The sequence below is a fragment of the Emticicia aquatilis genome, assembly GCF_014644295.1.
Taxonomy (GTDB): domain Bacteria; phylum Bacteroidota; class Bacteroidia; order Cytophagales; family Spirosomataceae; genus Emticicia; species Emticicia aquatilis.
Window position 1 is genome coordinate 571,503 of the sequence record NZ_BMKK01000002.1, and the last position, 14,023, is coordinate 585,525.

Below are 14,023 nucleotides of genomic sequence, written 5' to 3' on the forward strand. Positions count from 1 at the left end.
AAACTATTTCTATTAGACGAACAGAATGTTCGCTCCACAAAAAGAAAATGCCCACCAAACGGCGGGCATTTTGACTTATGGAGTACAACAAAACCACAATAAAAGTACGGTTTTAACCGCAATTGTGATTTTGTTACAAAAGTATGAATATTTTATGCTTCTACCAATGATTCGTCGTGTTGACTGATGTCAAGACCAGCTTTTTCGTCAGCCTCAGATACACGAAGTGGTAAAATCAAATCAGTGATTTTCAACATTACAAACGACATCGCAAAAGCAAATACAGAAACAATTACTAATGCAATTACGTGATTGATAAACAATTTCGACTCACCGAAGAACAAACCTTGGTCAACAACCGCAGCATTGATTCCTTTGTTAGCAAATACACCAGTCAACAACATACCAACCATACCACCAACACCGTGGCAAGGGAATACGTCAAGCGTATCATCCAAAGCAGTTTTTGTTTTTAAGTGAGCTAAATAGTTAGAAATCAAAGATGAAATTGTACCGATGAAGATAGCGTGAGGGATTGTTACGAAACCAGCACCTGGCGTGATTGCAACTAAACCAACAACTACACCAATACAGAAACCAAGAGCAGATACTTTTTTGCCATTTGCAGCATCAAGTAATACCCAAGCTAAACCAGCAGCAGCAGCAGCAGTGTTTGTAGTAGCAAAAGCCGAAGCAGCCAAAGTACCAGCACTTAGAGCAGAACCTGCGTTGAAACCAAACCAACCGAACCATAATAAACCTGTACCCAATAATACGTAAGGAATATTTGCAGGTGGAAGGAAGCTACCTTCTACGTGTGTACGACGACGTTTCAAGTAAATTGCACCAGCCAAAGCAGCCCAACCAGCCGACATGTGTACAACAGTACCACCAGCGAAATCAAGAACTCCCATTTTGAAAAGGAAACCTTCTGGGTGCCATGTCCAGTGTGCTAAAGGAGCATATACGAAGATACTGAACAAAATAATGAACAATACATAAGATTTGAAGTTGATACGCTCAGCTAATGAACCAGTTACAAGAGCTGGAGTAATTACAGCAAATTTCAACTGGAAGAAAGCAAATACTACTAATGGAATAGTTGGAGCAAGTGACCACGGTTTGCTTTCTAAAACACCTGCAAACATGAAGTGTGTCATTGGGTTTCCAACAAAACCTCCGATTGATTCTCCGAAAGCAAGGCTATAACCTACTGTAACCCAAAGTACAGAAATCACACCCATTGCAATAAAGCTTTGTAACATTGTTGAGATAACGTTTTTGGTGTTTACCATACCGCCATAGAAATAAGCTAAACCAGGGGTCATGATTAATACCAAAGCTGTACTAACTAACATCCAAGCAGTATCGCCTGAGTTAATTCCTTCTGTAACGATTGTTGAAGGCACCGCAGGAAGCAACAACGCAACTACGGCAAGCACTAACAAAATAATCAGGGGAAGCGGATTTTTACGCATAGTGATTTGAGGTTTAAATGTTGTACAAAAAATTAAGTATTGGTTTAGGTTAATAACGAGTTTAGAATTTGAAGATTAAAGCTCCACCGAAAGTCGATTGAGAGTCTTTCGTATATTTACCATCTTTGTCTTCAAATTGAGCCATTCCAGCTTTTGATTTTGCGTAGCTATCAATACGGAACTCTGGCTTGAATAATAAATTATCAGAGATAATAACGTTTCCTGTCAATGTGAATGAATTTACAGAAGTTCCGTTACCTTCACGGTTTTTCAATGCTCTGATACCTGATTTATTATCGAAATATTCGTAACGAACTCCTAAACCAAATTTATCAGACAATGAAGCTTGTGCATATACAGCAGCACCACCCCAGTTTAATTTATCTTGCGAACCATAAGCTGCATTCACACCTAACAAGAATTTCTCAGTAATTTGGTATGAAGTTGTTAAGTCAAACAATGAATAGTATGATTTTGCATCAACACCTTCATCACTACCAATCCAGTTTACATATAAATTCCAACCTTCAGCAGGTGAAACATAGAACTGAGCCATTGTTCCGAGTTTGCTGTTGTTATCATCTTTCGAGTCAATACCATTTACTAAACCGAAAGTCAATGATGATTTAGCTGAAGTAGCAACTGTAGCTTTCAAACCTGTATGGTAGAATGGACCATTGTTAAAGAGGTTTGATAATGAGTAATTGTAATTAACTGGGGCATCAATTACTTCATAACCGATGTGAGTACCCCACTGACCAGCCGTAATCGATAATTTGTCAGTTGCTTTCCAAGTCAAGTATGCTTGTTTGATAGCAAGTGCAGTTCCTGTTGCTTCTTTGCCGCCAACCAAAACACGACCTAAAGCATTACCATAATTACCTAAGTCGCCGTGGTTACCGAATGTTAAGTCAATAACTCCATCAACTTTGTCAGTAGAGTAAGTCATTTTTGTTTGAGCCAAACCAACTTGAAATTGTCCAACCTTTTGGTCGAATGCTCTTTCGTATCCGGATGCTCCTAAATTTGATTTTGATTTTGGTGCGTTAAAGTTTCCGAAGAAATAAGTATCAACGTATCCTGAAAACGTGAAAGGGCTTTTCTTTTCTTCTGATTTTGTTGTAGCATCTTGAGCAAATACGTTTACTACTGTAAACAATGAAAGTACGGTAAAAAATGATTTTCTCATAATTTTCTTTGGTTTAATTAATCATTGGTTAGATTTAATTCTCATGCAAATCTTCGTTAAAAATTAATTAAATCCAAATTTTAAGTATAAAAAAATCCAATATTTTTAAATATTTTATCTAAAACACAAAATATATGTTTAAAAATTAAACTATTTATAAAAAAAGTTATATTTTACATTAAAACGAATATTATTTTGACTTTAAAGCTTTTTAACAAATTATATTCCGAAATACAATTTATTCTTAATATTGTACAATTTCAAGAAAAACACAAAAAAACCCCAAATCAGAATAACTAATTTGGGGCTACTTATTTAGTATAATATACTTACAACTACTACTCAATCATGACACGGCATTATGCCTCAGCATGTAACCATGCTTTTTTAGCCAATAAAGTTTCGTCATCTTCTACGTGGTCTGGGTCAGGCACACAGCAATCTACTGGACAAACCGCCGCACATTGTGGTTCTTCATGAAAACCATGACACTCCGTACATTTGTCTGAAACAATATAATAGAACTCATCAGATACTGGAGCCATTGGGTCTTTTCCACCGATTACGGTTCCATCTTCTAATTCTACTTCTGTGAGTTTTGTTCCACCAGACCAAGTCCATTCAACACCACCTTCATAAATGGCTGTATTTGGGCATTCTGGTTCGCATGCACCACAATTGATACACTCGTCAGTTATAATGATTGCCATACTCTCTCTATATATTTAATAGTTTACTAAACTTTAAACAAATATAAGGCTTCAAAGTTTCAGTTTACTTGTATTTTTGTAAGATTTTACAAACGAGCAATAATTTTCTAAAAATAATGCAATATAAAAAACATATTATTACATTTTCAAATCTTGGTGAATTCATTCTACAAATTTTGAATGATGAACCATTAAAGCCTCTATTTTCGTCGGCAAGAAATGAGAACGGATGGTTTACAGAAGATAACGTAAAGCTGGCTGTTGAAAATATCGCCAAAATTTATTTGAATAAAGTAGCTCTCGAAAAATTTGCCGAAAAATATTCAATTTCAGAAAACAACAATCCTAAGAAAATTGGTATCGTAATGGCTGGGAATATTCCTGCGGTTGGTTTTCATGACTTACTTTGTACGGTACTGACAGGTAATATCGCATTGATTAAACTTAGTTCGAGCGACACCGCTACGATGATGTTTTTAATCAATAAGCTTTTTGAGTTAGACCCATCATTGAAAGAAGTGATTAGAATTGCTCAAAGATTAAACGATGCTGATGCTCTAATTGCAACAGGAAGCGATAACACAGCTAAGCATTTTGAGTATTATTTTGCATCAAAACCAAGAATTATACGCAGAAACCGCACATCGGTTGCAGTGATTAATGGTAACGAAACTCGTAGTGAATTAGCCGATTTGGGTAATGATATTTTCCAATACTTTGGTTTAGGTTGTAGAAATGTATCTAAACTTTATGTACCAATCGGCTATCAGTTTGATAAATTTTATGAATCAATTGAATATTGGAGTACCATTCGTTTGCACCATAAATACAACAATAATTATGATTATAATAAATCAATTTATTTAGTCAATCGAGTACCACATTTAGATAATGGATTTTTAATTTTGAAAGAAGATGAGGCATTGGTTTCGCCAATTTCAGTTTGTTATTATGAAACCTACGAAAATGAAACGCATTTAGCTCAACTTTTAGAAGAAAACGCCGAAAAAATTCAGTGTACAGTTTCAACCGATGCTAAATATGAAAATAGTTTCAGATTTGGTGAAGCACAAGTACCAAAACTTGAAGACTTTGCCGATGGAATTGATACGATGTTTTTTTTGATGAATTTGTAAAATCAAGGAAGCCTTCGGACTGAGGATTTCTCATTTGCGGAGGCTTCTTTCAAATAGACTACGAATTAAATTTCAACTTACTGTTTTTCAAACATTTCATGGCTTTTTCTAAACCACTGATTGTTAGCGGAAACATTCGATTATCAGACCATTTTCTGATTTCTTGAATTGTGTGGGTATATTGCCAGTAACCATCATTAATTGGATTTAGCCAAATCAGGTTTGGGAATTTATCTCTAAATCGTTCGAGCCAAACCGTGCCAGCTTCAGCATTGAAATGCTCTACACTACCTCGTGGTTCGGATAACTCCCACGGCGACATCGAGGCATCGCCAACAAAAATCACTTTATAATCTTTGTTATATTTATTCAATACATCCCAAGTAGAGATTTTATCTTCATATCGGCGATTATTATCTTTCCACATATTTTCATACACACAATTATGAAAGTAGTAAAATTCTAAATTTTTGAACTGATGCTTGGCCGAAGAAAAGAGCATCGAACACTCTTCAACGAAATCATCCATTGAACCACCCACATCAAGCAACAATAATATTTTTACTCTGTTTTGCTTTGATGCCTGCATTTTTATATCCAGAAATCCCGCATTATTGCATGTTCGGTCGATGGTTTCTTCCAAGTTCAATTCATCTTCTACACCTTCACGAGTCAAGATTCGTAAAAGTCTTAAAGCCATTTGGGTGTTACGTGTATTTAACTCAAGATTATCATCATAATTCTTGAACTCACGTTTATCCCAAATTTTGGCAGCATTTTTTCCGCCGCCTTTCCCTCCTATTCTGATTCCAGCTGGATTATAACCTCCATTTCCAAATGGTGAAGTGCCACCCGTTCCAACCCATTTGGTTCCGCCTTCGTGGCGTTCTTTTTGTTCTTCAATTGTTTTTCTTAACCTTTCCAGCAATTCGTCTAAACCACCAGCCGCTTTGATAGCTTCTTTTTCCTCTTCTGATAATTCACTTAAAAACTTTTTTATCAGCCAACTATCATCAATTTTTAGAAAATCTTCTACTCGAACCTCCTCAACGCCATCAAAAAACTGACTAAATAACCTATCAAATAAATCAAGATTCTGTTCATGTTTTACATAAATAGCACGACTCAGAAAATAAAAATCTTCGGTGTTATAGACCACGACTTCTTTATTGAGAGCTTCTAACAAAGTCAGATGCTCTCGAAGGTTGACCTTTAGGTTATTTTCTCTAAGATGATAAAAGAAATTGGTTAGCATTTGGTGAATTAATAACATTCTATTTTAATAATTCAATTTAGTAGTCCATAGGACTTTTATATCGGTAAAAACTAAGTTTTGGTCAATATTAGAATGCCGTAGGTATTCAACAAATTGAGATAATAGTTTAATACCTACGGCATTTTTGTTGTAATTTTTAGGTTTTATGCTACCAATTTGAAAGTCCTACGGACTATAATTGCTCTCACTAAATCTAACATTCTAACCAATCTTAATTGTAAAGATTTTAAAGACACAATACAAGAAGAAATGACAAGTTAGAAACTTGTCCTACTTAACACCTTTCTCCCTTAAAGCCTTAAATAAATCATAGTCTGATTCATTCTTTAGTAATGCTCCAAGATACGGAGGTATTTCGTTCATTTTATTCAAATCTTCTAAATCTTCGGCCGAAACTTTACCAACCAAAAGCAAACGAAGCCAATCAATTAATTCGCTGGTAGATGGTTTTTTCTTGATATTTTTTACTTCTCTGATACCAAAGAAGGTTTTTAAAGCATTTGTAAGAAGCGTTTCTTCGAGTTTTGGATAATGAACATCAACAATCTGTTGCATGGTTTCTTTATCGGGAAAACGAATGAAATGAAAAAAGCAACGACGTAAAAAGGCATCGGGTAGTTCTTTTTCATTATTGGAAGTGATAATGATTATAGGACGATGCTTGGCTTTGATGGTACGTTTGAGTTCGTAACAATAAAACTCCATGCGGTCGAGTTCTTGCAATAAATCATTCGGAAACTCAATATCAGCTTTATCAATTTCATCAATTAATAGTACAGATTGTTCATCCGTCTCGAATGCTTCCCAAATTTTACCTTTTTTGATATAATTTTCTACGTGATGCACACGGTCATCGCCCAGTTGAGAATCTCTGAGCCTCGATACTGCATCGTATTCGTAAAGCCCTTGCTGAGCGGTAGTAGTTGATTTTACGTGCCAAGTAAATAATTGTTTGTTGAGTGCCTTTGCAACCTCAAAAGCCAACAAAGTTTTCCCAGTACCAGGTTCGCCTTTAATCAATAGTGGGCGTTGCAAAGCCACAGCAGCATTTACAGCAGTTTGAAGCTCACGAGTAGCTACATAATTAGAAGTGCCTTGAAAACTGGCGTTTTGTTTGTTTTCCATATAAATTGTAGAACAATTTTCTAAATTGTTTTGCTACGGTGAACAAGTTAGAAACCTGTTCTACTCTTCTTCGCTCGTAAAACTATAAAGAGTTGGGTCGAGTTTGAGCGTTCCAGCGTTAAATTCATTGATAAATTTAGTAATTACCTCATGAGTAATTTCTTCAACATTCAACGAAACATCCAAGCCAATTCCATATTCAAAGTCTGGCTCAACTTCCACAAATTCTTTTACTTTTATTACTTCTTCTTCTTCCAATTCTTCAATGATTTCTTCGAGCATTAACTCTAAGTCTTCATCAATTTTGTGATTGGGCTTACGCTTGTCAATCTCCACATAATTTGGATATGCTTTTTTCATTCGAGTTTCAGCTTCTTCAAAAACTAAACTGCTATGATTCAAACGAAGTGTACCCATTACGGCATCATAAATTACTTCTTTGCCTTCGTGTTTTCCAACAAACTGAAAATGAGCAAATTCTCCCGAATCGTTCATGCCATCTTCATCTTCCACAATCACATAATTTTGTCCTTCTTGCTCACACTCTTTTTTGAGTTCGGCAATCTCTTCAGGGTCAAATCCTTCGTTCATATCTTTATTGTTTAAAATTGTATAATCTATTAATGAAATTCGGTCAAATCTTAGAATTGGAAATAGATAAATTGAGAATTATTATATACTCCAAAACATAAAATCAAAAACAAAACAAGGTAATAAGCACCCCATCTCTGCCATTTTGGCTTTGCTTCAAACCATTTTGCGATACTTCGGCCACGCTGCTGCCATTGCACAAACTCCATGATTAACATTGAAACGATGATTATATATAAATCATTCAAACCAATCATATCTATTACTTGCGAGAGCGTATGTGTACTGCTTTTTAGAATATTTTTTACTACATAAATTGAGTCGGCGTTTGAATGTGCCGCAAAAAATATCCAAGCGAAAGCCACCAATATAAAAGTTATGGTCGTATTGACTAAATCTCTCAAAAAAGCTGAAGGTAAAATCGAAAGGACTTTATCTTGTGCCGATTTGGTAATTTGTCCAAAAATAAGATAAATACCATGTAATGCTCCCCAAATAACAAAATGCCAGCTTGCACCATGCCAAAGCCCCGACATCATGAATACAAAGAAAAGATTGAAGTATCGGCGGTATTTCCCAACTCTATTTCCACCGAGCGGTATATATAGATAATCTCGGAACCAAGTTGAAAGTGAAATGTGCCATCTACGCCAAAATTCAGAAATATTTTTTGAGAAATACGGTCTATCGAAGTTTTTCATTAAATCAAAACCCATCACACGAGCTGAGCCAATGGCAATATCTGAATAGCCAGAAAAATCGCAGTAAATTTGAAATGTAAAGAAAAGAGTAGCAATAATCAATGGAAGCCCTTGATAATCAGTCGGATTTCCATAAACCTTATTTACAAACAATGAAAGTCGGTCGGCAATCACTACTTTCTTAAACATCCCCCAAAGCATCAAACGCAAACCACTTTTGGCCAATTCGTAATTAAACTCGTGCTTTTCATAGAATTGATGTATCACATTCTGCGGACGTTCGATTGGCCCAGCCACTAATTGTGGATAGAACATTACATAAAGCGAATAGATACCAAAATGACGCTCGGCTTTCTGATTTCCACGATAAACCTCAATCGTGTAACTCATGGCTTGGAATGTGTGGAAGGAAAGCCCAATCGGCAAAATTATATCCCAATGAGGCAGCAAGTTTTCGGGAGATATTTTAAAGAGAACCGAATTAAAATTATCAATAAAGAAGTTATAATATTTAAACACCGAAAGCACACCGATATTAGCTACTAAGCTCATAATCAATGCCATTTTTCGATTTCGCCCTTGCGACTGCTCAATCCAAATACCAGCTATATAGTCAATTACAATAGTGAAAAATAAAATAAGAATATAGATTGGAATAAAAAAACTATAAAATACACAACTGGCCATTAGTAAATGAAACCAACGGTATTTATGCGGAAGGGCAAAATAAATAAGCGTAACGAGGGGAAAAAATATTAGAAATTCAAAAGAATTAAAAAGCATGTTCGAGAGTTCTGAGTTCTAAATTCTGAGTTCTGAGTTTTAATTAACACAAAACTACTTTACTTTTCAAAGTTCCGTGTTTATTTTGATTTATAAAAGTTTTTCGAGCAAAACCATTCAGTTTCACAAAGCCTTACAATCAAAAAGGCATCGAAGATGCTTCGATGCCTTTATTTATACCCCAAAAAACAATAAAATCTTTTCTAATAATTGCAGAAAATAAAGCAATTTTAATGCCAGATTTTATTAATTTGGGTAAAAATAGTATATTTTATTAGAATAAATTGCGGTCTAAATCAAAATTTTCTAAATAATCAGAAACTCGTTTTACAAACTGCCCACCCAACGAACCATCAACTACTCGATGGTCATAGGTATGAGAAATAATCATTTTCTGGCGAATACCAATGGTATCTCCTTGTGGGGTTTCGATAACCGATACCTTTTTCTGAATTACACCAAAAGCCAAAATTGATACTTGAGGCTGCACCAAAATCGGTGTTCCAGCAATATTACCAAAAGAACCAATATTTGAAACTGTCAGTGTTCCATCGGCCAAATCATCGGCTTTTAATTTATTGTTTCTTGCACGATAAGTAAGGTCGTTGATTTTCTTCGTCAAGCCAATCAAGCTGTAAGAATCAGCTTCGTGAATGACAGGCACAATCAAATTACCATTTGGAAGAGCAACCGCCATTCCGATATTGATTTTTCCTTTTTTAATGATTTTGTCGCCATCGACTTGCACATTAATCATCGGAAAATCTTTGATAGCTTTCACAACGGCTTCAATCAAAAGAGGTGTGAAAGTAATATTTTCGCCAGTATCTTGCTTAAATTTACCTTTGGTTTTACCACGCCAAACAGCTGCATTTGTCATATCCGTTTCAACGAAAGAAGTAACGTGTGGAGCAATTCGTTTAGACTCAACCATACGCTCGGCAATCATCTTACGCATTCTGTCCATTTCGATGATTTGGTCGCTACCCGAAGCCACAACTATGCGTTCGGGAGCAACAGAAGCTGACACAGCAACAATTGGTGCTACCCCTTGCTTGATAAATGCCAAAATATCGTCTTTAGTTACTCGGCCTTCTAAACCAGTACCAACTATTTTATCCAATTGCTCAAACGAAATACCTTCTTCTTTGGCAATATTCAAGACCAAAGGTGAGTAAAATCTATTATTTGATGGCGTTGTTGCTTGTGCAGCTACGGTTGGAGTAGTAAGAATATTTACCAAATCGCCCACTGGTTGCTCGATAAGCTTTTCGACCTCAGCCAAACTTTCGGTTTTCGACTCTTCTACTACTTTTGGTTGAGCAACTGTTTCTTCTCCCGCTACATCAATGATACAAATCGGTTTACCGATAACAGCTACTTCGCCCTTTTGTACCAAAAACTCTTTAATAACCCCCGAATGCGATGCACCTATTTCAGTGTCGATTTTATCGGTTGCTACTTCCAAAATCATATCATCGGCTTCAATTCTATCACCAACATTTTTTAGCCAGTTTAAAACCGTACACTCAAAAATACTCTCACCCATTTTGGGCATTATCATTTCAATTAAAGCCATAGTTTAAAGTTTTGTTGAAGTTTCTTTTATAGCCCACAGTCAACAGACAATGGTCGATAGTTCTAAAACAATAAATTCTTGTCAGTCGTTTAAAAATTAACTTTCATAATCTCCGTTCATCATTTTACGGAGTAAATTCAAGGCTACAACGCTACCATATTGAATATTAGTGTCTCTTTGGTTAGCCATTTGAATTTTTCGAGCTATTGTTCGGCCTTCCATCGCACAAGCAATCCAAAGTGTGCCTACTGGCTTTTCGGGTGTTCCTCCATCGGGGCCAGCAATGCCACTTGTTGCAATCGCAAAATCAGTTTTCATCAATTTTCTTGCTCCATCTGCCATTTGTGTTACTGTTTCTTCACTTACAGCTCCGTGTTGAGCAATAGTTTCGACATTTACGCCCAAAACATTTATTTTCACCGAATTATCATAACTCACCACACTTCCCATGAAATAAGCAGAGCTACCTGGCACTTTAGTAAACATGTGCGAAATATAGCCACCTGTACAGCTTTCGGCAGCCGAAACTGTTAGTCCTTGCTTCTTCAATTCTTTGCCGATAGCCACTTCTAAATCATCATTATCAAAACCAAAAACCGACGAACCAATGAGCGGTAAAACCTTTTCTATTTCAGCATCAACATCTTTTCTGAGTTGTTCCTCGTCAGTACCAACGGCTGTAAGTCTCAATCTCACTTGTCCGAAACTTGGCAAATAAGCCAATTTGATATGTTCGGGCAAATTATCTTCCCAATTTTCGATTTTTTCAGCCAAAAACGACTCTCCCACTCCAATCGTACGAATCATTTTATGGTAGATTATCGGAGTTTCGAAGAAAGTTTTCAAACGAGGAATTACTTCGTTGGCCATCAAATATTTCATTTCGTGCGGCACACCCGGCATCGAAACGAAAACTTTTCCATTACGCTCAAACCACATTCCCGGGGCAGTGCCAGTTTTATTAGCTAAATAAGTACAACGACTCGGAACGGCTGCTTGTAAACGATTCAACTCTGTCATTGGGCGGCCTCGCTTTGTGAAAAAATCCGTAATAAATGCTAAGGCATCTTCATTAATAACCAACTCATCATCAAAGTATTTACAAAGCATTTTCTTCGTAATATCGTCCTTTGTTGGGCCAAGTCCTCCTGTGAGTAATATGATGTCGGCACGTCCTTCAGCTTCTGCCAAAATCTGTAATATTTTATCTTCTTGGTCGCCTACCGACGATTTCCTAACCGTCTTGATTCCTATTTTATCTAATTCCGTACTCATCCACTGAGTATTGGTATCAGTTATTTGTCCATATAAAATTTCGTCACCAATTGTTACTACTTCCGCTAAAATGGGTCTCATATAAAGATTTAATTAAATAAAACGCAGGACAATGATGTAGTTTTGTAGTTCCAAAACTTTCACGGCACAAAAATACAATTTTCGCTGTTGATTCGTTAGTTAGACAATTAATTATTCACAAAAACAATTAGAAAATTCATTCAAATGAAAAGATTACTCTCTATTTCCTTATTAATCAGTATTTTGACGCTTCAAAGTTGTGCTGGACAGAAGATTAATCTCGGAAAAGTTTTAGATGGTGTTTTAAGCCAGACACAAGGCGGCGGAGCATTGACCAACGATGATGTGGTAATGGGTCTTAAAGAAGCCTTGAAAGTAGGTATCAATAAAGGAGCAGATAGTGCTTCAAAAACAAATGGATTTTATTTGAATCCTAAAATTAAGATTCCTTTTCCTCCAGAAGTTCAGCGTGTAGAAACCGCACTTCGTAAAATTGGTTTAGGAAACGAGGTTGATAAGTTTGTATTATCGCTTAATCGAGGGGCAGAAGAAGCAGCAAAAGAGGCCAAACCAATCTTTATTAATGCGATTCTAAGTATGTCTTTTTCGGATGCTTGGGGAATTTTACGTGGCGATAAAAATGCAGCAACTATGTTTTTGAAACGCACAACTTCTGACGCATTGGTTCAGGCTTTTATGCCAGTTGTTGAAAAAGCACTTCAAAAAACGCAAGCAACCAGATATTATACAGATTTGGCTACAACCTACAATGCTTTGCCATTTACTCAAAAAGTAAATCCTGACTTGAAAGGTTATGCAACTCAAAAAGCTATTGATGGCTTATTTATTTTAGTTGAACAAGAAGAAGCCAGAATTAGAGAAAATCCATTAGCCCGAACTACCGAAATTTTGAAAAGAGTTTTTGGTGCGTCTTGATAAATTATTACCTAAAAAAGCCATGAAAGTCAGACTTTCATGGCTTTTTTGTTATCTCACATTTTTGCTTATCTAAACAAAAAATTAATTACTTCAACGAATTACCATAACCAACAATCAGAACAGAAAGTATAATGGTTAGAATTCCGATAACGATTGTTCGGAGTGTTTGCTTCGATACTCCCTTCCATTCCTTCAGAACTAATCCCCATGAGTTGGCAACTAAAATAATGAATGCCATGTGCAAAATCCATGAACTTGGGCCATTTCCGAGCTTGCTTTCTCCCATACCGTAGAAAAAGAATTGTAAAAACCACGTTGTTCCTGCAATTGCCGAGAAAATATAATTTTTTAATAGTGGCGTTTTTGAGTTGGTATAATCACCAAAAGTTTTGTTGGTGAAATTAAGGTACATACACCAAATAAAATTAGTAGTAAGTCCACCCCAAAGAATTACAACATACACTACGTTATTTCTAAATAAAAATTCTCCTTGACCTGGATTTTGAGCCACCCAAATTTCATTGGCTACTTTCGACATACTCGAACCAGCTTCAATACCAAAACTGAAACAAGCACTCAAAACCCCAGAGATAACAGCAACAATTAAACCTTTTGTTATCTGAAATTCATCATTTGCTTTTTCTGCACCGTCAAGGTCTTTGTCTTTCATTCCACCCGCTTTTCCACAGATAACAATGCCAACAACACAAACGAGAAGCCCCAAAAGAACCATCTGCCCCCAATTGGTGGTCATGAGGTCGGTAATGGTATCTTTTCCAGCGGTTGGCACAAAATCATAATAAACCGAAGGAATAATTGAGCCAAAAACCGAACACAAACCAAGTATAATTGAACTTCCCAATGAAACACCAAGATAACGAACACCAAGACCGTAGGTTAGCCCACCTATTCCCCAAAGTAAACCCATCAGATAAGTCCAGAAAATGGTATTTCCAGCTTCACCCGAAATAATACTGCCGAAATTCGGAATAGTTAGATAAGCAGCCAACGGCGGAACAATTAGCCACGAACATAGTCCCCCAACTATCCAGTAGCTTTCCCAAGCCCAGCCTTTAACTTTTTTATATGGAATGTAGAAACTCCCTGATGCGAAACCGCCCAAGAAGTGAAAAATAATACCTAAGATTGCAGTCATTTTTGTTTAATAGGGTTAGTTTTTTGTAGTTTTTAAATAGGGCGGCTTCCGCAATTATTTTTCA

General features: G+C 36.2%; 13 protein-coding genes. 3 read left to right on the forward strand and 10 right to left on the reverse strand.

Features of this window, described 5'->3' with window-relative positions; genetic code table 11:
* Nucleotides 1–25 precede the first annotated feature (25 nt).
* Entirely contained in the window at nt 26–187 is a 162-nt protein-coding gene (locus tag IEX65_RS06585) for a hypothetical protein (RefSeq protein ID WP_188765225.1), read from the forward strand.
* Here the strand turns inward: IEX65_RS06585 and IEX65_RS06590 are convergent.
* From IEX65_RS06590 to IEX65_RS06600, 3 genes are all read right to left on the reverse strand, one after another.
* Nucleotides 153–1,478 carry an ammonium transporter gene (locus tag IEX65_RS06590; RefSeq protein WP_188765226.1) on the reverse strand — a complete coding sequence of 442 codons (1,326 nt, stop codon included), beginning with the start codon at nt 1,476–1,478 and terminating at the stop codon, nt 153–155. The genes IEX65_RS06585 and IEX65_RS06590 overlap by 35 nt on opposite strands.
* A 61-nt stretch (nt 1,479–1,539) precedes the next feature.
* Entirely contained in the window at nt 1,540–2,667 is a 1,128-nt protein-coding gene (locus tag IEX65_RS06595) for a porin (RefSeq protein WP_188765227.1), read from the reverse strand.
* A 359-nt stretch (nt 2,668–3,026) separates the two neighbouring features.
* Complete coding sequence (locus IEX65_RS06600) at nt 3,027–3,377, reverse strand: 4Fe-4S dicluster domain-containing protein (RefSeq protein ID WP_188765228.1); 351 nt, start codon at nt 3,375–3,377, stop codon at nt 3,027–3,029.
* Between the two features lie 116 nt (nt 3,378–3,493).
* Here IEX65_RS06600 and IEX65_RS06605 point away from each other — a divergent pair, with 116 nt between their 5' ends.
* Nucleotides 3,494–4,513, forward strand: coding sequence for an acyl-CoA reductase (locus IEX65_RS06605; protein WP_188765229.1), 1,020 nt, complete (start codon nt 3,494–3,496; stop codon nt 4,511–4,513).
* A 58-nt stretch (nt 4,514–4,571) separates the two neighbouring features.
* Here the strand turns inward: IEX65_RS06605 and IEX65_RS06610 are convergent, their stop codons facing one another.
* From IEX65_RS06610 to IEX65_RS06635, 6 genes are all read right to left on the reverse strand, one after another.
* Nucleotides 4,572–5,768 (reverse strand): vWA domain-containing protein, encoded by a 1,197-nt coding sequence (locus tag IEX65_RS06610; RefSeq protein ID WP_188765230.1) that lies wholly within the window; start codon nt 5,766–5,768, stop codon nt 4,572–4,574.
* Between the two features lie 291 nt (nt 5,769–6,059).
* Nucleotides 6,060–6,914 (reverse strand): AAA family ATPase, encoded by an 855-nt coding sequence (locus IEX65_RS06615; protein ID WP_188765231.1) that lies wholly within the window; start codon nt 6,912–6,914, stop codon nt 6,060–6,062.
* A gap of 60 nt (nt 6,915–6,974) precedes the next feature.
* A complete protein-coding gene (locus IEX65_RS06620) occupies nt 6,975–7,505 on the reverse strand; it encodes a hypothetical protein (protein WP_188765232.1) in 531 nt (176 codons plus the stop codon).
* Nucleotides 7,506–7,555: 50 nt separating this feature from the next.
* Nucleotides 7,556–8,989, reverse strand: a complete 1,434-nt coding sequence (locus IEX65_RS06625) for an MBOAT family O-acyltransferase (protein ID WP_188765233.1) — start codon at nt 8,987–8,989, stop codon at nt 7,556–7,558.
* A gap of 274 nt (nt 8,990–9,263) precedes the next feature.
* Nucleotides 9,264–10,568 carry a dihydrolipoamide acetyltransferase family protein gene (locus tag IEX65_RS06630; RefSeq protein WP_188765234.1) on the reverse strand — a complete coding sequence of 435 codons (1,305 nt, stop codon included), beginning with the start codon at nt 10,566–10,568 and terminating at the stop codon, nt 9,264–9,266.
* A 96-nt stretch (nt 10,569–10,664) separates the two neighbouring features.
* Nucleotides 10,665–11,924, reverse strand: coding sequence for a competence/damage-inducible protein A (locus tag IEX65_RS06635; RefSeq protein ID WP_188765235.1), 1,260 nt, complete (start codon nt 11,922–11,924; stop codon nt 10,665–10,667).
* A gap of 144 nt (nt 11,925–12,068) precedes the next feature.
* Here IEX65_RS06635 and IEX65_RS06640 point away from each other — a divergent pair, with 144 nt between their 5' ends.
* Complete coding sequence (locus tag IEX65_RS06640; protein ID WP_188765236.1) at nt 12,069–12,800, forward strand: DUF4197 domain-containing protein; 732 nt, start codon at nt 12,069–12,071, stop codon at nt 12,798–12,800.
* An 88-nt stretch (nt 12,801–12,888) separates the two neighbouring features.
* Here the strand turns inward: IEX65_RS06640 and rhaT are convergent, their stop codons facing one another.
* Nucleotides 12,889–13,959, reverse strand: a complete 1,071-nt coding sequence (gene rhaT, locus IEX65_RS06645) for an L-rhamnose/proton symporter RhaT (protein WP_188765237.1) — start codon at nt 13,957–13,959, stop codon at nt 12,889–12,891.
* Nucleotides 13,960–14,023 lie beyond the last annotated feature (64 nt).